The sequence below is a fragment of the Polynucleobacter sp. es-MAR-4 genome, from assembly GCF_018882055.1.
Classification (GTDB): Bacteria; Pseudomonadota; Gammaproteobacteria; order Burkholderiales; family Burkholderiaceae; genus Polynucleobacter.
The window spans coordinates 595,624-613,713 of the sequence record NZ_JACVPF010000002.1 but is presented as its reverse complement, the minus strand read 5'-3'; the positions used below and the strand labels follow the sequence as shown (position 1 = coordinate 613,713).

25 protein-coding genes are annotated in these 18,090 nt (G+C 46.4%); all 25 read left to right on the top strand.

The window, feature by feature from the left end; all coding sequences use genetic code 11:
• Position 1 precedes the first annotated feature (1 nt).
• A complete protein-coding gene (rpoC, locus tag ICN16_RS09235) occupies positions 2 to 4,264 on the top strand; it encodes a DNA-directed RNA polymerase subunit beta' (protein WP_216136724.1) in 4,263 nt (1,420 codons plus the stop codon).
• 176 nt (positions 4,265 to 4,440) lie between these two features.
• The gene (rpsL, locus tag ICN16_RS09230) at positions 4,441 to 4,821 is read left to right on the top strand and encodes a 30S ribosomal protein S12 (protein ID WP_041484791.1); all 381 of its coding nucleotides are present in this window, start codon (positions 4,441 to 4,443) and stop codon (positions 4,819 to 4,821) included.
• A 150-nt stretch (positions 4,822 to 4,971) separates the two neighbouring features.
• Positions 4,972 to 5,442, top strand: a complete 471-nt coding sequence (gene rpsG, locus ICN16_RS09225) for a 30S ribosomal protein S7 (RefSeq protein WP_015420229.1) — start codon at positions 4,972 to 4,974, stop codon at positions 5,440 to 5,442.
• 27 nt (positions 5,443 to 5,469) lie between these two features.
• Positions 5,470 to 7,572, top strand: a complete 2,103-nt coding sequence (gene fusA / locus ICN16_RS09220; protein WP_216136721.1) for an elongation factor G — start codon at positions 5,470 to 5,472, stop codon at positions 7,570 to 7,572.
• Between the two features lie 50 nt (positions 7,573 to 7,622).
• Complete coding sequence (tuf, locus tag ICN16_RS09215; protein ID WP_215302340.1) at positions 7,623 to 8,813, top strand: elongation factor Tu; 1,191 nt, start codon at positions 7,623 to 7,625, stop codon at positions 8,811 to 8,813.
• A gap of 110 nt (positions 8,814 to 8,923) precedes the next feature.
• Positions 8,924 to 9,235, top strand: coding sequence for a 30S ribosomal protein S10 (rpsJ, locus tag ICN16_RS09210; protein ID WP_011901899.1), 312 nt, complete (start codon positions 8,924 to 8,926; stop codon positions 9,233 to 9,235).
• 197 nt (positions 9,236 to 9,432) lie between these two features.
• On the top strand, positions 9,433 to 10,089 hold the full coding sequence (rplC, locus tag ICN16_RS09205; RefSeq protein WP_216136964.1) for a 50S ribosomal protein L3: 657 nt from the start codon (positions 9,433 to 9,435) through the stop codon (positions 10,087 to 10,089).
• 11 nt (positions 10,090 to 10,100) lie between these two features.
• Positions 10,101 to 10,721: a 50S ribosomal protein L4 gene (gene rplD, locus ICN16_RS09200; RefSeq protein ID WP_015420233.1), complete on the top strand. Its 621-nt coding sequence runs from the start codon at positions 10,101 to 10,103 to the stop codon at positions 10,719 to 10,721.
• Positions 10,718 to 11,032 (top strand): 50S ribosomal protein L23, encoded by a 315-nt coding sequence (gene rplW, locus ICN16_RS09195; RefSeq protein ID WP_076024545.1) that lies wholly within the window; start codon positions 10,718 to 10,720, stop codon positions 11,030 to 11,032. The genes rplD and rplW overlap by 4 nt, the downstream gene beginning before the upstream one ends.
• Before the next feature lie 2 nt (positions 11,033 to 11,034).
• Positions 11,035 to 11,865, top strand: coding sequence for a 50S ribosomal protein L2 (rplB, locus tag ICN16_RS09190; protein WP_015420235.1), 831 nt, complete (start codon positions 11,035 to 11,037; stop codon positions 11,863 to 11,865).
• A 19-nt stretch (positions 11,866 to 11,884) separates the two neighbouring features.
• Positions 11,885 to 12,163: a 30S ribosomal protein S19 gene (gene rpsS / locus ICN16_RS09185; protein ID WP_046329379.1), complete on the top strand. Its 279-nt coding sequence runs from the start codon at positions 11,885 to 11,887 to the stop codon at positions 12,161 to 12,163.
• Positions 12,164 to 12,170: 7 nt separating this feature from the next.
• Entirely contained in the window at positions 12,171 to 12,503 is a 333-nt protein-coding gene (gene rplV, locus ICN16_RS09180) for a 50S ribosomal protein L22 (RefSeq protein WP_205621309.1), read from the top strand.
• Between the two features lie 8 nt (positions 12,504 to 12,511).
• Complete coding sequence (rpsC, locus tag ICN16_RS09175) at positions 12,512 to 13,333, top strand: 30S ribosomal protein S3 (protein WP_215387033.1); 822 nt, start codon at positions 12,512 to 12,514, stop codon at positions 13,331 to 13,333.
• A 2-nt stretch (positions 13,334 to 13,335) separates the two neighbouring features.
• Positions 13,336 to 13,749, top strand: coding sequence for a 50S ribosomal protein L16 (gene rplP, locus ICN16_RS09170; RefSeq protein ID WP_015420238.1), 414 nt, complete (start codon positions 13,336 to 13,338; stop codon positions 13,747 to 13,749).
• 14 nt (positions 13,750 to 13,763) lie between these two features.
• Complete coding sequence (gene rpmC / locus ICN16_RS09165) at positions 13,764 to 13,958, top strand: 50S ribosomal protein L29 (RefSeq protein WP_015420239.1); 195 nt, start codon at positions 13,764 to 13,766, stop codon at positions 13,956 to 13,958.
• 12 nt (positions 13,959 to 13,970) lie between these two features.
• Positions 13,971 to 14,240 carry a 30S ribosomal protein S17 gene (rpsQ, locus tag ICN16_RS09160; protein WP_076024550.1) on the top strand — a complete coding sequence of 90 codons (270 nt, stop codon included), beginning with the start codon at positions 13,971 to 13,973 and terminating at the stop codon, positions 14,238 to 14,240.
• 186 nt (positions 14,241 to 14,426) lie between these two features.
• Positions 14,427 to 14,795 (top strand): 50S ribosomal protein L14, encoded by a 369-nt coding sequence (gene rplN / locus ICN16_RS09155; RefSeq protein WP_015420241.1) that lies wholly within the window; start codon positions 14,427 to 14,429, stop codon positions 14,793 to 14,795.
• 9 nt (positions 14,796 to 14,804) lie between these two features.
• Complete coding sequence (rplX, locus tag ICN16_RS09150) at positions 14,805 to 15,113, top strand: 50S ribosomal protein L24 (RefSeq protein WP_011901911.1); 309 nt, start codon at positions 14,805 to 14,807, stop codon at positions 15,111 to 15,113.
• A gap of 16 nt (positions 15,114 to 15,129) precedes the next feature.
• On the top strand, positions 15,130 to 15,672 hold the full coding sequence (rplE, locus tag ICN16_RS09145; protein ID WP_046329383.1) for a 50S ribosomal protein L5: 543 nt from the start codon (positions 15,130 to 15,132) through the stop codon (positions 15,670 to 15,672).
• A 9-nt stretch (positions 15,673 to 15,681) separates the two neighbouring features.
• Positions 15,682 to 15,987: a 30S ribosomal protein S14 gene (rpsN, locus tag ICN16_RS09140; RefSeq protein WP_046329384.1), complete on the top strand. Its 306-nt coding sequence runs from the start codon at positions 15,682 to 15,684 to the stop codon at positions 15,985 to 15,987.
• Positions 15,988 to 16,011: 24 nt separating this feature from the next.
• A complete protein-coding gene (gene rpsH / locus ICN16_RS09135) occupies positions 16,012 to 16,407 on the top strand; it encodes a 30S ribosomal protein S8 (protein WP_015420245.1) in 396 nt (131 codons plus the stop codon).
• A 10-nt stretch (positions 16,408 to 16,417) separates the two neighbouring features.
• Positions 16,418 to 16,951, top strand: a complete 534-nt coding sequence (rplF, locus tag ICN16_RS09130; RefSeq protein WP_062307051.1) for a 50S ribosomal protein L6 — start codon at positions 16,418 to 16,420, stop codon at positions 16,949 to 16,951.
• Positions 16,952 to 16,964: 13 nt separating this feature from the next.
• On the top strand, positions 16,965 to 17,318 hold the full coding sequence (gene rplR, locus ICN16_RS09125) for a 50S ribosomal protein L18 (RefSeq protein WP_216136719.1): 354 nt from the start codon (positions 16,965 to 16,967) through the stop codon (positions 17,316 to 17,318).
• 18 nt (positions 17,319 to 17,336) lie between these two features.
• Positions 17,337 to 17,855: a 30S ribosomal protein S5 gene (gene rpsE / locus ICN16_RS09120; RefSeq protein ID WP_100379470.1), complete on the top strand. Its 519-nt coding sequence runs from the start codon at positions 17,337 to 17,339 to the stop codon at positions 17,853 to 17,855.
• Positions 17,856 to 17,879: 24 nt separating this feature from the next.
• On the top strand, positions 17,880 to 18,068 hold the full coding sequence (rpmD, locus tag ICN16_RS09115) for a 50S ribosomal protein L30 (protein ID WP_015420249.1): 189 nt from the start codon (positions 17,880 to 17,882) through the stop codon (positions 18,066 to 18,068).
• The last annotated feature ends 22 nt before the right edge of the window (positions 18,069 to 18,090 follow it).

Sequence of the window (18,090 nt, the reverse complement as noted above, 5' to 3'; positions counted from 1 at the left end):
TATGAAAGCATTGCTCGATTTATTTAAGCAAACGCAGGGCGATGAGCAGTTTGATGTCATCAAGATTGGTCTTGCATCCCCTGAGAAAATTCGCTCATGGTCTTTTGGTGAAGTACGCAAACCAGAAACTATCAACTACCGGACTTTTAAGCCCGAGCGTGATGGTTTGTTCTGCGCCAAGATTTTTGGACCAACCAAAGACTACGAGTGCTTATGCGGTAAGTACAAGCGTTTAAAGTTCCGTGGCGTTATCTGCGAGAAGTGTGGCGTTGAAGTTACGCTTGCTAAGGTACGTCGTGAGCGCATGGGCCACATTGAGTTGGCAGCCCCTGTAGCGCACATCTGGTTCTTGAAGTCATTGCCATCCCGTTTGGGCATGGTTCTCGATATGACATTGCGTGATATCGAGCGCGTTCTTTACTTTGAAGCATATGTAGTCGTTGATCCTGGCATGACTCCTGAGGGCGCAATGAAGCGTGGTCAGATCATGTCTGAGGACGAGTACATTGCTAAGACTGAAGAGTATGGTGACGGTGCGTTTACTGCCATCATGGGCGCTGAAGGTATTCGTGATCTCTTGCGTTCGATTGATATTGATCGCGAAGTTGAGACTATTCGTGCTGACTTGAAAGCTACTGGTAGCGATGCCAAGATCAAGAAATACGCTAAGCGCTTAAAAGTGCTCGAGGCGTTCCAGACTTCAGGTATCAAGCCTGACTGGATGATCATGGAAGTATTGCCAGTATTGCCACCTGAATTGCGCCCATTGGTGCCATTGGATGGCGGTCGCTTTGCTACTTCAGATTTGAACGATCTCTATCGTCGCGTGATTAACCGTAACAACCGTCTCAAGCGTTTGTTAGAGTTGCGCGCACCAGAGATCATCGTTCGTAACGAAAAACGTATGTTGCAAGAAGCGGTTGACTCATTGCTCGACAACGGTCGTCGCGGTAAGGCTATGACTGGCGCTAACAAGCGTCCTCTTAAGTCCTTGGCTGAGATGATTAAAGGTAAGAGCGGTCGTTTCCGTCAAAACTTGTTGGGTAAACGTGTTGACTACTCAGGTCGTTCAGTCATCGTGGTTGGCCCTACATTGAAATTGCATCAGTGCGGCTTACCAAAATTGATGGCTTTGGAATTGTTCAAGCCATTTATTTTTAACAAGCTTGAGACTTTGGGAATTGCAACCACGATTAAGGCTGCGAAGAAAGAAGTTGAAAGTCAGACTCCAATCGTTTGGGATATTCTTGAAGAAGTGATTCGTGAACATCCAATCATGTTGAACCGTGCGCCTACATTGCACCGTCTAGGTATTCAGGCTTTCGAGCCAATGCTGATTGAAGGTAAAGCAATCCAATTGCACCCATTAGTCTGCGCGGCATTTAACGCCGACTTTGACGGCGACCAAATGGCGGTTCACGTTCCTTTGTCGCTCGAAGCGCAAATGGAAGCACGTACATTGATGTTGGCTTCGAACAACGTATTGTTCCCAGCTAACGGCGAGCCATCCATCGTTCCTTCACAGGACGTGGTGTTGGGTCTGTACTACGCTACTCGTGACAAAATTAACGGTAAAGGCGAAGGCATGGTCTTCGCAAATATCACTGAAGTAATTCGTGCCTACGAGGCTGGCCAGGTTGAATTGGCTTCCCGCGTTGCTGTACGTATTACTGAGTTTGAGATTGTGGACAAAAAGGCAGAGGGCGATGCCCGTTTTGCTGAAAAGACCAAGATCTATCAAACCTCAGTTGGCCGTGCAATCTTGTCAGAAATTTTGCCTAAAGGCATGTCTTTCGAGGAAATCAATAAGCCTCTGAAGAAAAAAGAAATCTCACGTTTGATCAACACTTCATTCCGTAAGTGCGGTCTTCGTGAAACAGTTATTTTTGCTGACCGCCTCTTGCAGTCTGGTTTCCGCCTGGCGACTAACGCCGGTATCTCGGTTGCGATCGACGATATGCTGATTCCAACTTCTAAAGAGCGCATCATCACTGAAGCATCTACCAAGGTTAAGGAATATGACAAGCAGTTCATGTCAGGTCTCGTAACCAATCAAGAGCGTTATAACAACGTGGTTGATATTTGGGGTGCCGCTGGTGACCAAGTTGGTAAAGCAATGATGGATGAGTTGTCACACGTTGACGTACTCGACCGTAACGGTAAAACTGTGCGTCAAGAATCTTTCAACTCCATCTACATGATGGCGGATTCCGGTGCGCGTGGATCTGCAGCCCAGATTCGTCAGTTGGCTGGTATGCGTGGTTTGATGGCGAAGCCTGATGGCTCCATTATTGAAACCCCAATTACTGCGAACTTCCGTGAAGGTTTGAACGTGTTGCAGTACTTCATCTCAACCCACGGTGCTCGTAAAGGTCTGGCTGATACAGCGTTGAAGACAGCGAACTCTGGTTACTTGACACGTCGTTTATGCGACGTAACTCAAGACCTCGTGGTTATTGAAGAAGATTGCGGTGCAACTTCTGGCGTAACGATGAAGGCACTTGTTGAAGGTGGCGAAATTATCGAAGCATTGCGTGACCGTATTTTGGGTCGTGTATGTATCGGTGACATCGTTCATCCTGACACACAAGAGGTCATCGTTCCTAACGACACATTGCTCGATGAAGATCATGTTGATCAAATCGTTGCCTTGGGTATCGACGAAGTTAAAGTTCGCACAGTGTTGTCATGCTTAACTCGCTTTGGCTTGTGCGCTAAGTGCTACGGCCGTGATTTAGGTCGCGGTGGTTTGGTGAACGTTGGTGAGGCGGTTGGTGTTATCGCTGCTCAGTCCATCGGTGAGCCAGGCACACAGTTGACGATGCGTACCTTCCACATTGGTGGTGCAGCGTCACGTGCATTGGTTGCAAGCAATATTGAAGCGAAGTCTAACGGTACTTTGAAGTTCTCCGGCACGATGCGTGTTGTGAAGAACGCGAAGGGCGAGCAGATCGTGATTTCACGTTCAGGCGAAGCCGTGATCATTGACGATAACGGTCGTGAGCGTGAGCGTCATAAGGTGCCTTACGGTGCAACTCTCTTGTTGAAAGAAGATGCAGCAGTCAAAGCCGGCGCAAGCTTGGCAACTTGGGATCCGTTAACACGTCCAATCATTTCTGAGTACGCTGGTATTGCTCGCTTCGACAACGTTGAAGAAGGCGTTACTGTAGCTAAGCAGGTTGACGAAGTAACCGGCCTCTCCACTTTGGTGGTGATTGACGGTAAGCGTCGTAGTGCTGCTAGCAAAGGCGTTCGTCCAATGATCAACTTAGTTGATGACAAGGGCGGCGAAGTGATGATTGCGGGTACGGATCACCCAGTTAACATCGGTTTGCAAGTTGGCGCTTTGATCACTGTTAAAGATGGTCAAAAAGTTGAAGTTGGTGAAGTATTGGCACGTATTCCAATCGAATCACAGAAGACTCGCGACATTACCGGTGGTTTGCCACGCGTTGCTGAATTGTTCGAAGCACGTTCACCAAAAGATGCTGCTGTATTGGCTAAAGTCACTGGAACTGTTTCCTTCGGTAAAGAAACTAAAGGTAAGCAGCGTTTAGTGATTACCGATATGGATGGCGAAGCTAATGAATTCTTGATTCCTAAAGAGAAGCAAGTTCTCGTTCATGACGGTCAAGTTGTGAACAAGGGCGAGATGATTGTGGAAGGCCCTGCCGATCCACATGACATCTTGACACTCAGGGGCATTGAAGAGTTAGCGATCTACATCGTGGACGAAGTTCAAGACGTTTACCGTTTGCAAGGCGTTAAGATTAATGACAAGCACATTGAAGTAATCGTGCGTCAAATGTTGCGTCGTGTGCAAATTACTGATGGTGGCGATACTGCCTACATCACTGGTGAGCAAGTTGAGCGTTCTAAGTTGTATGACGCAAACGATGCCGTGATTGCACAAGGTAAGCGCCCAGCTCAGTTCGAGAATGTATTGCTTGGTATTACTAAGGCATCTTTGTCGACAGATAGCTTCATTTCAGCGGCTTCTTTCCAAGAAACCACCCGTGTATTGACCGAAGCCGCAATTATGGGCAAGACCGATACACTCCGTGGCCTCAAGGAAAACGTCATTATTGGTCGCCTGATCCCTGCTGGTACCGGCTTGTCTTACCGCCGTGCACGCAAGGTCAGAGAGCAATTCGAGCGTGATCGCGCTCAAATGATTGCCGCCGAAGAGGAAGCAATGGCTGATATGCCTGTAGAAATAGAGGCTGAAGTGATTGCTCCTGCTGGGGAGGCTGATCCAAGCTAATTTGGTATTCCTGGCCAAAAATGGCCAGTTTTTTCCCTCGAGGTTGACGGAAAGGGCTGGCCAGGCTAGAATGCTGAGTTCTACTGATTCAGAAGAGGGTCGTTTTGACCTAGGATTTCTCTAAGTCATTGATTTTCTTGAAGAAAGCAACAAAGAAGTACTAACCGAGCTATTTTATGCCAACAATTAATCAATTATTACGTAAGCCAAGAACACGGCTGACCGTTAAAAGCAAGAGCCCTGCGCTGCAAAACAGCCCGCAGCGCCGTGGTGTATGTACACGTGTGTACACAACCACTCCTAAAAAGCCTAACTCTGCGCTACGTAAAGTAGCTAAAGTTCGCTTAACCAATGGTTTTGAAGTCATTTCATACATTGGTGGTGAAGGCCATAACCTCCAGGAACACTCAGTAGTGTTGATTCGTGGTGGTCGTGTAAAGGATTTGCCAGGTGTTCGTTACCACATCGTTCGTGGCTCACTTGACTTGCAAGGTGTTAAAGACCGTAAGCAGTCACGTTCCAAGTACGGTGCTAAGCGCGCTAAGAAAGCTGCTTAATAGCAACTTAAAGTATTTGCAGTAAGTCTTCGTTTGTCAGACTTTAAAGACAAGTAAGTGGCCGTTCCGTCTAGAGATTTCTCCAGATAGTAGGACGGCCGGAGCGGGTGATCCATGTGGGCCACCCCTAACTGAACTGAAGGAGTAGTTATGCCACGTCGTCGTGAAGTTCCCAAACGGGAAATCTTGCCTGATCCAAAATTCGGCAATGTAGAAGTAGCAAAATTCATGAACGTCCTCATGTTGGACGGCAAGAAATCGGTTGCAGAGCGTATCGTTTACGGTGCCTTTGATCACATCGAGAAAAAAGCAAATAAAGAACCACTCGAAGTTTTCTCAACAGCTATGGGCAACGTTAAGCCAATGGTTGAGGTGAAGAGCCGTCGTGTTGGTGGCGCAAACTACCAGGTTCCTGTTGAAGTTCGCCCATCACGCCGTTCTGCTTTGGCAATGCGCTGGGTGCGCGAAGCCGCCAAAAAGCGCGGTGAAAAATCTATGGCCCAACGTTTGGCCAACGAATTATTAGAAGCTGCAGAAGGTCGCGGCGGAGCAATGAAGAAGCGTGAAGAAGTTCACCGTATGGCAGAAGCTAACAAAGCTTTCTCACATTTCCGCTTCTAATCGCACAGCAAAGAAAAGGTACCAACAGTGGCACGTAAAACCCCTATCGACAAATACCGCAATATCGGTATTTCTGCGCACATTGACGCAGGTAAGACAACAACAACAGAACGCGTTTTGTTCTACACCGGTGTTAATCATAAAATCGGTGAAGTGCATGATGGCGCTGCAACCATGGACTGGATGGAGCAAGAGCAAGAGCGTGGTATCACGATTACTTCTGCTGCTACTACAACGTTCTGGAAGGGCATGGCTGGTAATTTCCCAGAGCACCGTATCAACATTATTGATACCCCGGGACACGTAGACTTCACTATTGAGGTTGAGCGTTCAATGCGCGTTTTGGATGGCGCTTGCATGGTTTACTGTGCAGTAGGTGGCGTACAGCCACAATCTGAAACTGTTTGGCGTCAAGCTAACAAGTATCAAGTTCCACGTTTAGCATTCGTAAACAAGATGGACCGTACTGGCGCAAACTTCTTCAAGGTCTATGACCAAATGAAGATGCGTCTTAAAGCAAATCCTATCTTGATCCAAATTCCAATCGGCGCAGAAGAAAACTTCAAAGGCGTTGTGGACTTGGTAAAGATGAAGGCCATCTATTGGGATGAGGCTTCACAAGGTACTAAATTTACATACGAAGATATCCCAGCTGAATTGCAAGCATCTGCTGAAGAGTGGCGCGAGAAAATGCTCGAAGCTGCTGCAGAGAGTTCAGAAGAGTTGATGGAAAAGTATCTCGGCGGCGAAGGCTTGACCGAAGAAGAAATTAAAGCAGCATTGCGTCAACGTACTATCGCCAATGAAATCGTTCCAATGTTGTGCGGAACAGCTTTCAAAAACAAAGGCGTTCAGGCGATGTTGGATGCTGTAGTTGAATTGTTGCCTTCACCATTAGACGTTCCACCAGTTCCATGTGAATTGGAAGATGGCACGCCTACAACACGTGAAGCGTCTGATAGCGCGAAGTTCTCTGCGTTGGCATTTAAGATCATGACTGACCCATTTGTTGGCCAGCTCATCTTCTTCCGTGTTTATTCAGGCGTAATGAAATCTGGCGACACAATCTACAACCCAATTAAGGGTAAGAAAGAACGTGTTGGTCGTTTGTTGCAGATGCACGCAAACGAACGTGAAGAAATCAAAGAAGTATTCGCTGGCGATATCGCAGCTGCAGTTGGTCTGAAAGACGCAACTACTGGCGAAACATTGTGTGATCCAGATAGCATCGTTATTTTGGAGCGCATGGTATTCCCAGAGCCAGTGATCTCTCAAGCTGTAGAGCCAAAGACAAAAGCTGACCAAGAAAAAATGGGTCTTGCTTTGAATCGCTTGGCACAAGAAGATCCTTCTTTCCGCGTGAAGACAGACGAAGAATCTGGCCAAACAATTATTTCCGGTATGGGCGAGCTCCACTTGGAAATTTTGGTTGACCGTATGAAGCGTGAATTCGGTGTTGAAGCAACTGTTGGTAAGCCGCAAGTTGCCTACCGCGAAACAATTCGCAAGGTTTGCGAAGAGATCGAAGGTAAATTCGTTAAGCAGTCAGGTGGTCGTGGTCAATATGGTCACGTGGTATTGAAGTTAGAGCCACAAGCCCCAGGCAAAGGTTTTGAATTCGTTGACGCTATTAAGGGCGGTGTTGTTCCACGTGAATACATTCCTGCGGTAGAAAAAGGAATTATCGAAACATTGAACTCCGGTATTTTGGCTGGCTATCCAGTTGTAGATATCAAAGCAACATTGTTCTTCGGTTCGTACCATGACGTTGACTCCAACGAAAACGCATTTAAGATGGCGGGCTCGATGGCATTCAAAGACGGTATGCGCAAAGCATCACCAGTGTTGTTAGAACCAATGATGGCTGTTGAAGTTGAAACACCAGAAGATTTCATGGGTAACGTAATGGGTGACCTCTCATCACGTCGCGGTATTTTGCAAGGTATGGATGACATTCCAGGGGGCGGTAAGATCGTTCGCGCTGAAGTGCCATTGGCAGAGATGTTTGGTTACTCAACTGGCTTGCGCTCGTTGACCCAAGGTCGCGCTACCTACACCATGGAATTTAAGCATTATTCCGAAGCACCTAAGAACGTTGCTGAAGCAGTTATGGCTGCTAAAGCGAAGTAATTTATCCACATTATTTTGAATATTGACTAGCTAAGAAGGCAGACAAAAAAATGGCAAAAGAAAAGTTTGAGCGGACAAAACCGCACGTAAACGTTGGCACAATCGGTCACGTTGACCACGGTAAAACCACATTGACAGCAGCTATTGCAACTGTGCTTTCAAAAGCATTCGGTGGCGAAGCAAAAGCATACGATCAGATCGATGCTGCTCCAGAAGAAAAAGCACGCGGTATTACTATTAATACAGCACACGTTGAGTATGAGACAGCGAATCGTCACTACGCTCACGTTGATTGCCCAGGACATGCTGACTACGTTAAGAACATGATTACTGGTGCTGCTCAGATGGACGGCGCTATTTTGGTTTGCTCTGCAGCTGACGGCCCAATGCCACAAACTCGTGAGCACATCCTCTTGGCACGCCAAGTTGGTGTTCCATACATCATCGTATTTTTGAACAAGTGCGACATGGTTGATGACGCTGAGTTGTTAGAGCTCGTAGAAATGGAAGTTCGTGAGCTTCTATCTAAGTACGACTTCCCAGGCGATGACACACCAATCGTTCAAGGTTCTGCTAAGTTAGCTCTTGAAGGCGACGAAGGCCCATTGGGTAAAGAAGCCATCATGAAGTTGGCTGAAGCGCTTGACTCATACATCCCAACTCCAGAGCGTGCTGTTGACGGTGCGTTCTTGATGCCAGTAGAGGACGTGTTCTCTATCTCCGGTCGCGGTACTGTTGTTACAGGCCGTATCGAGCGCGGTATCGTTAAGGTTGGTGAAGAGATTGAAATTATTGGTATCAAGCCAACACTCAAGACAACTTGTACTGGTGTTGAAATGTTCCGCAAATTGCTCGACCAAGGTCAAGCAGGCGATAACGTTGGTATCTTGTTACGCGGTACAAAACGTGAAGAAGTTGAGCGCGGCCAAGTATTGGCTAAGCCAGGCTCAATCACCCCACATACTCACTTTACAGCCGAGGTTTACATCTTGGGTAAAGACGAAGGTGGTCGTCATACTCCATTCTTTAACAACTATCGTCCACAGTTCTACTTCCGTACAACGGACGTAACTGGTTCAATCGAGTTGCCAAAAGACAAAGAAATGGTAATGCCTGGTGATAACGTGACTATTACCGTAAAACTCATCGCTCCAATCGCGATGGAAGAAGGTTTACGTTTTGCGATCCGTGAAGGTGGCCGTACTGTTGGCGCCGGCGTGGTTGCAAAGATTTTGGCTTAATAGCAGTAAATTATTTAGCGGTTTGCTAACCGGTGACGTCCGTGCTGCGGATGTCACCGAGCTCTTTAGAAATATAACGTGGCAGCACCACAACGCTCTTTGGAATTAATATGCAAAACCAAAAAATTCGTATTCGTCTTAAAGCATTTGATTACCGTTTGATTGACCAGTCTGCAGCTGAAATCGTTGATACAGCTAAGCGTACTGGTGCAGTTGTTAAGGGTCCAGTGCCTTTGCCAACACGTATTGAGCGCTTTGACATTCTGCGTTCACCACACGTAAATAAGACATCACGTGACCAGTTAGAGATTCGTACCCATCTTCGTTTGATGGATATCGTTGATCCTACAGAGAAAACAGTGGATGCCTTGATGAAATTAGACCTCCCAGCAGGTGTGGACGTCGAAATTAAGTTGCAGTAATTCAGTATTTCCAGTCTTAGCGCTTGCCAAGACTGGCCTTTCGGGATAGAATCTAAGGCTTCGCTCAATTATTTGGGCGGATTTTAAGGTTTTATCAGCATTAAAAACGTTGTAAGTTATTGATTTAGAAGTACTTTTACTTGTAAATCACTTAAATTAATTTTGCCGACCAATCGAAGTCGGCGTGGAGCATGAATATGAGCTTAGGCTTAATCGGTCGCAAGATCGGCATGACCCGTCTATTTACGGACGAAGGGGAAGCAATTCCTGTCACCGTAATTGACGTGAGCGACAACAGAATCGCTCAAATCAAGACCCAGGCAACTGATGGCTATGATGCTATCCAGTTGGCACATGGCACACGTAGAGCTACTCGCGTTACCAAAGCAATGGCTGGTCACTTCGCTAAAGCGGGTGTCATGGCTGGTAACGGTCTCAACGAATTTCATTTAGATTCAGCAAAAATCGCAGAAATGACACCAGGACAAGTAATTCCTGCTGATACTGCATTTGCTGCTGGCCAAAAAGTGGACGTACAAGGTGTAACGATTGGTAAAGGCTATGCCGGTACCATCAAGCGCCATCACTTCGCTTCAGGTCGTGCGTCACACGGTAACTCACGTTCACATAACGTGCCAGGTTCTATCGGTATGGCGCAAGATCCAGGTCGTGTTTTCCCAGGTAAGCGCATGACAGGCCACCTTGGTGATGAAAAACGCACTGTACAAAATTTAGTCATCGCACGCATTGATGCAGAACGCAATCTCATCATGGTTAAAGGCGCTATTCCAGGTGCCCCAGGCGGTAAAGTTATTGTTACTCCAGCGGTGAAGACACCGTTGAAGAAGAAATAAGGAGAGCGAATATGGAACTTAAGCTTCTCCAAGACAACGGAACTTTGGGCGCAGGCGTTCAAGCCTCACCAGAAGTATTCGAGCGCGAATATAACGAAGCATTGGTACACCAAGTTGTTGTGGCTTACCAAGCAAATGCACGTAGCGGTAACCGTGCACAAAAAGACCGTGAGCAAGTTAAGCACACAACCAAAAAACCTTGGCGTCAAAAAGGTACTGGTCGTGCACGTGCTGGTATGAGCTCTTCCCCGCTATGGCGTGGAGGTGGTCGTATATTCCCGAATTCACCTGAAGAAAATTTCAGCCAAAAAGTAAACAAGAAAATGTACCGCGCTGGTATGAGATCAATTTTGTCTCAGTTAGCACGCGAAGGTCGTTTGAATGTTGTTGACCAATTTAATCTTGATGCTCCAAAGACTAAAGTTTTAGCTGACAAAGTTAAAGCAATGGGCTTGGATTCAGTCTTGATCATCGTTGATCAGGTTAGCGAGAATTTGTACTTGGCATCACGCAACTTGCATAAGGTTGCTGTATGTGAGCCACAGCACGCTGATCCATTAGCTTTAGTTCAATACAAAAAAGTATTGGTAAGCAAAGCAGCGATCGCAAAAATTGAGGAGTTGCTGAAATGAGCCAAGTCCGTAAAAACGATCACAGCTTGATGAAGGTTCTGCTTGGACCGGTTATCTCTGAAAAAGCCACTATGGTTGCAGAGAAAAACGAACAAGTAGTATTCCAAGTTACACGCGACGCCAATAAGAGCGATGTGAAACAAGCAGTTGAATTGCTCTTTAAAGTGCAAGTTGACTCTGTTCAAATCGTGAATCAAAAAGGTAAGCCAAAGCGCTATGGCCGTTTTGAAGGTCGTCGTGACCACACTAAGAAGGCCTACGTAAGCTTGAAGCCAGGTCAAGAGATTAACTTTGAAGCGGAGGCGAATTAATCATGCCTTTGATGAAGACAAAACCGACCTCACCAGGTCGTCGCTCAATGGTCAAGGTGGTAAATCCTGACCTGCACAAAGGTAAGCCTTTTGCAGCGTTGGTAGAGCCACAGTTCCAAAAAGCAGGTCGTAACAATAATGGTCACATCACTACCCGTCATAAAGGTGGTGGTCATAAGCATCACTATCGTGTTGTTGATTTCAAACGCAACGACAAAGATGGCATTCCAGCAAAAGTTGAACGCTTGGAATACGATCCAAACCGCAGTGCAAATATTGCATTGATCGTGTTTGCTGATGGTGAGCGTCGCTATATTCTTGCTGCAAAAGGCATGACTGTTGGTCAGGCGTTGATGAGTGGCTCTGAAGCCCCAATCAAGTCTGGTAACAACTTGCCAATTCGCAACATTCCAGTTGGTAGCACGATTCACTGCGTAGAAATGTTGCCAGGAAAAGGTGCTCAAATTGCACGTTCCGCTGGCGGCTCTGCAGTGTTATTGGCTCGTGAAGGTGTGTACGCTCAGGTGCGCTTGCGCTCTGGTGAAGTGCGTCGCATTTTGATCGATTGCCGTGCCACTATTGGTGAAGTTGGAAATGAAGAGCACAGCTTGCGCGTTATCGGTAAAGCTGGTGCAAATCGCTGGCGTGGTATTCGCCCAACCGTTCGCGGTGTGGCAATGAACCCAGTAGATCACCCACACGGTGGTGGTGAAGGTAGAACTGGCGAAGGCCGTGTACCTGTCTCCCCATGGGGCACACCAACCAAAGGTTATCGTACACGTCGCAATAAGCGTACAACTTCGATGATCGTTCAACGTCGTCAAAAACGTTAAGCGATAAGGATAAATAGATATGACACGTTCAGCTAAAAAAGGCCCATTTTGCGAAGCCAGCTTAGTAAATAAAGTTGAAGTCGCACAAGCCAACAAAGACAAAAAGCCGATCAAGACTTGGTCACGCCGTTCAACAATCCTCCCAGACTTTATTGGTCTGACGATTGCTGTGCATAACGGTCGTCAACACGTTCCGGTATATGTATCAGAAAACATGGTGGGTCATAAGTTAGGCGAATTTGCCTTGACCCGTACTTTCAAAGGTCACGCTGCTGACAAGAAAGTAACGAAGAAGTAAGGGGATGATGATGGAAGTTAAAGCTATTCACAAAGGCGCCCGCATTTCTGCGCAAAAGACACGTTTGGTCGCTGACCAAATTCGTGGTTTGCCGATTGCACGCGCATTGAACATTTTGAATTTCAGCCCCAAGAAAGCTGCCTTCATTGTGAAAAAAGTTGTTGAGTCTGCAATGGCCAACGCTGAACACAATAAGGGTGCTGATATTGATGAGCTCAAGGTTTCAACAATTATTGTTGATAAGGGTACTTCCTTGAAGCGCTTCACAGCACGTGCTAAGGGTCGCGGTAATCAAATTGAAAAACAAACATGTCACATCACCGTGACCTTGAGTAACTAAGGGAAGATATGGGACAAAAGATAAACCCAACCGGATTCCGACTCTCGGTAACGAAGAACTGGACATCAAAGTGGTATGCAAACAATACTGATTTTGCGAAGATGCTTAAAGAGGACGTAGATGTCCGCATCTACCTCAAGAAGAAGTTAAAGAATGCATCAGTAAGTAAAGTCATCATCGAGCGTCCTGCAAAGAACGCACGTATCACTATTTACAGCTCACGACCAGGTGTTGTGATCGGTAAAAAAGGTGAAGATATTGAAGTTCTCCGTCGTGAACTCCAGAAGCGTATGGGCGTTCCAGTCCATGTGAACATCGAAGAAATTCGTAAGCCTGAAGTTGATGCTCAATTGATCGCTGACTCTATTACTCAACAGTTAGAGAAGCGCATTATGTTCCGTCGTGCGATGAAGCGTGCAATGCAAAATGCAATGCGCCTTGGTGCACAAGGAATCAAGATCATGTCTTCTGGTCGTTTGAATGGTGCTGAAATTGCACGTCGCGAATGGTACCGTGAAGGTCGTGTTCCACTTCATACATTGAAGGCTGATATTGATTACGCAACTTCAGAAGCGGAAACAACATACGGCATCATCGGTGTAAAAGTTTGGGTATACAAAGGCGATACATTAGGCCGCGGTGCTGATGCTGTAGCAGTAACAGCAGAGCCAGCAGCTGAAGAGAAAAAGCCACGTCGCGCACCAGCTAAAACAACCGCACGCAAACCAGCAGCTGACAGCAAGCCTTTAGTTGCTGCTAAGCCAGCGGTAAAGCGTGCACCGAAAGCCGCTGAAGCCCCAAGTGCTGAAGCGCAGAAGTCAGGAGAGTAAGCATGCTACAACCAAAGCGTCGTAAGTATCGCAAGGAACAAAAGGGACGTAACACTGGCGTGGCAACACGCGGTAGTTCAGTAGCCTTTGGTGACTTTGGATTGAAAGCTATTGGCCGTGGTCGTTTGACTGCACGTCAGATTGAATCTGCACGTCGCGCAATGACACGTCACATTAAGCGTGGTGGTCGTATCTGGATTCGTATTTTCCCAGACAAGCCAATTTCACAGAAGCCAGCTGAAGTACGTATGGGTAACGGTAAAGGTAATCCAGAGTACTACGTAGCAGAAATTCAACCAGGCAAGATTTTGTACGAGATGGATGGTGTGGATGAAGGTTTGGCGCGCGAGGCTTTCAAGCTTGCTGCTGCTAAGTTGCCATTGCAAACCACTTTCGTGATTCGCCACTTGGGTTGATCGGGATAGAGATTATGAAAAAGACAGAATTAGCATCCAAAGATCTGGTTGCCTTGAACGCAGAATTAACAGAGCTCTTGAAGACTAGCTTCAAGCTCCGTATGCAAAAGGGTACTCAGCAACTCACAAATACCAGCCAATTGGGTAAAACTAAGCGTGAAATTGCTCGCGTGAAGACTTTTATTACTCAAAAAACTGCACAGAAATAAGGAAAAAGGGATATGACAGAATTATCTAAACCCTTGCGCCGCACCCTTGTGGGTCGTGTCGTTAGCGATAAAATGCAAAAAACTGTGACTGTGCTAGTTGAGCGCCAAGTAAAACACGCTCTTTATGGCAAATATGTTGGACAGTCCAAAAAATACCACGCTCATGACGAAGCTGGCCAATACAAGATGGGTGATACCGTTGAAATTGCTGAATCTAAGCCAATTTCACGTACTAAATCTTGGGTTGTGACCCGTTTAGTTCAAGAATCCAAGGGTATTTAAAGAAATATTAGGGATTTTGGCGAACTTTCTTGCCAAATCCCTGTTTTGCGTAGTATAATAGAAGGCTTCTCTGGTTTTATTGGGAGAAGCAGTGTTTTTTCATTAATTCCGGGTTTTAACTTTCGTTAAAGCCCATAGACGGAACCAAGACTGTTTGCCTTTGGCTAACAAGTTGGGGATTAAAAAATGATTCAGACCGAAAGTAGATTACAGGTCGCCGATAACACAGGCGCCAGTGAAGTTTTGTGCATCAAGGTATTGGGCGGCTCTAAGCGTCGTTACGCCAGTATCGGTGATGTCATTAAAGTGACTGTAAAGTCCGCTGCTCCACGTGGCCGTGTAAAAAAAGGTGATATTTATAACGCCGTAGTAGTGAGAACTGCTAAGGGTGTTCGCCGTCCAGACGGCTCATTGATTAAGTTCGATGGAAACGCTGCGGTATTGCTCAACGCTAAGTTAGAGCCAATCGGCACACGTATCTTTGGACCAGTTACGCGCGAATTGCGTACTGAGAAGTTCATGAAGATCGTTTCTCTCGCCCCCGAAGTTATTTAAGAGGCTGATATGAAAAAGATTCGTAAAGGTGATTCAGTAGTTCTGTTGACTGGCCGCGATAAGGGCAAGCAAGGAACAGTTACAGCCGTTCTCGAGAACAAATTAGTAATCGAAGGCGTAAATATTTACAAAAAGAGCGTTAAGCCAAATCCAGCAGCCGGTGTTACTGGCGGCATGATTGACAAGACGATGCCTGTTCACATTTCTAATGTGGCTGTGGTTGACGGTAACGGCAAACCATCACGTGTTGGTATCAAACTCGTGGACGGTAAAAAGCAACGTTTCCTCAAAACCACTGGCGCAACTTTAAGCGCATAAGGGGCACGGAGAAATTATGAGCACACGTTTTCAAGAACACTATCAAGCTAAAGTTGTTGCTGATTTGATCGCCAAGTTTGGTTACAAGTCAGTAATGGAAGTTCCACGTATCACTAAGGTAACCCTGAACATGGGCTTGGGCGATGCAGTGAACGACAAGAAAATTATCGAAAATGCAGTTGGTGATTTGACTAAAGTAGCAGGTCAAAAGCCAGTTGTGACAAAAGCGAAAAAAGCGATTGCTGGTTTCAAAATTCGTCAAGGTTACCCAATCGGTGCCATGGTCACATTGCGTGGTGCACGCATGTATGAATTTTTAGATCGTTTCGTGACTGTTGCTTTGCCACGCGTACGTGACTTCCGCGGAATTTCCGGTAAGGCATTCGACGGCCGTGGTAACTACAACATCGGCGTTAAAGAGCAAATCATTTTCCCTGAAATCGAATACGACAAAATTGATGCCCTCCGTGGTCTCAATATCAGTATTACGACGACCGCTAAGACTGACGAAGAAGCAAAAGCTTTGTTAGCAGCGTTCAAATTCCCTTTCCGCAATTAAGAGGCTAACGTGGCAAAACTATCCCTAATTGAGCGCGAGAATAAGCGCACAAAAACTGTAGAGAAGTACGCTGTAAAGCGTGCCGAACTCAAGGCAATCATTGCTGATCAATCACGCAGCGATGAAGAGCGCTATGAAGCTCGCTTGAAGCTACAGGCACTCCCACGTAACGCAAGCCCGATTCGTCAAAGAAATCGTTGTTCATTAACCGGTCGTCCGCGCGGTGTATTCAGCAAGTTTGGTTTAGCGCGTAGCAAAATTCGTGAAATCGCCTTTCGTGGCGAAATCCCCGGTTTAACCAAGGCCAGCTGGTAAGCGGCGAAAGAATTAGGAGAACTCATGAGTATCAGCGATCCAATCGCCGACATGTTGACAAGGATCCGCAATGCGCAAGCAGTGCAGAAACCCGTAGTCTTGATGCCGTCGTCAAAAGTTAAAGTAGCTATTGCAAAAGTCTTGCAGGATGAAGGTTATATCGATAGTTTTGAAATCAAAGGTGAAGCAGCTAAGCCAGTGCTACACATTGAACTCAAATACTACGCAGGCCGCCCTGTTATTGAGCGTATTGACCGTGTTTCAACACCAAGTCTACGTATCTACAAAGGCCGCCATGACATTCCTGAAGTGATGAATGGCTTGGGCATTGCAATTATTTCAACCCCACAAGGCGTAATGACAGACCGCAAAGCTCGTGCAAACGGCGTTGGTGGCGAAGTTATTTGCTACGTCGCGTAAGGAGAGAAATATGTCCCGCGTTGGTAAATCACCTATTCCAGTCCCTAAGGGCGCTGAAATCAGCATTAACGGTGCAAACATTACTGTTAAAGGCCCATTGGGAACTTTGACACATAACTTGCATCCTTCTGTTGGTTTGAAACAAGAAGATGGCGTATTGACAGTTGTTTTAAATAACGACACACCAGAAGCTGGTGCACAGTCCGGCACAGCCCGCGCTTTAGTAAACAACATGGTTGTTGGCGTAACTACTGGCTTTGAGCGCAAGCTCAGCTTGGTAGGCGTTGGATATCGTGCTGCTGCTCAAGGCGAAACATTGAAGTTGCAGTTAGGTTTCTCTCACGACATTATTTACAACCTGCCAAAGGGTGTAAAAGCTGAGACTCCAACTCAAACTGAAATCATTATTAAAGGTTCCAACAAGCAGCAAGTTGGCCAGGTTGCCGCTGAAGTTCGCGCATACCGTTCACCAGAGCCATATAAAGGCAAGGGCGTTCGCTACGTGGATGAGGTTGTACACCTGAAAGAAACTAAGAAGAAGTAAGCGAGATTAAAAAATGAATAAAGACGAATCCAGACAAAGACGCGCTAGGCAGACTCGTATTCGCATTGCCGAAGCATTGGCAAATCGCTTAACAGTTATCCGTAGCAACTCACATATTTCTGCACAGGTTTATAGCCCATGTGGAACCAAAGTTGTAGCAGCTGCTTCAACAATGGAAAAAGATTTGCGCCAAGCGATCAAAAACGGCGGCAACGCCGATGCGGCTAAACAAATCGGCAAATTAGTTGCTGAGCGCGCTGTTAAAGCAGGCGTTGTTGATGTTGCTTTTGATCGTTCCGGTCATCGTTACCACGGCCGTATTAAGGCCTTAGCTGAAGCTGCGCGTGAAGCCGGCCTGAAGTTCTAATAGGGTTTAGGAAAAAACATGGCAAAAATGCAAAACAAGATGCAAAACGAAGAGCGTGATGACGGTCTTCGCGAGAAGATGATTGCTGTTAATCGTGTAACTAAAGTGGTTAAGGGTGGTCGTATTCTCGGCTTCGCTGCACTCACTGTAGTTGGCGATGGCGATGGTCGTATCGGCATGGGCAAAGGCAAATCAAAAGAAGTTCCAGTTGCTGTTCAAAAGGCAATGGACGAAGCACGTCGCAAGATGATCAAAGTTTCCTTACGTAAAGGTACTTTGCAACACACTGTGATTGGTAAGCATGGCGCATCACGCGTGATGATTTCTCCAGCTAAAGACGGTACTGGCGTTATCGCTGGTGGCCCAATGCGCGCAATCTTCGATGTAATGGGTGTAACTAACGTTGTTGCTAAGTCACTTGGCTCAACAAACCCTTACAACATGGTTCGTGCAACGATTGATGGCTTGAGCAAGATGAGCACTCCTTCTGAAATTGCTGCTAAGCGCGGTAAGTCAGTTGAAGAGATTCTCGGCTAAGACCAAAAGATTAGGAATCTATAAATGACAACATCTAACTCCAAAGTCAAACTGCAATTAGTACGCAGCTTGATCGGCACACGCGAAAGCCACCGTGCAACTGTTCGTGGCTTAGGCCTCGGACGTATCAATTCTGTTTCAGAATTGGAAGACACTCCAGCTGTTCGCGGAATGATTAATAAAGTTTCTTATCTAGTTAAAGTCATTGGCTAATAACTAGCAAGTAAATAGGCGA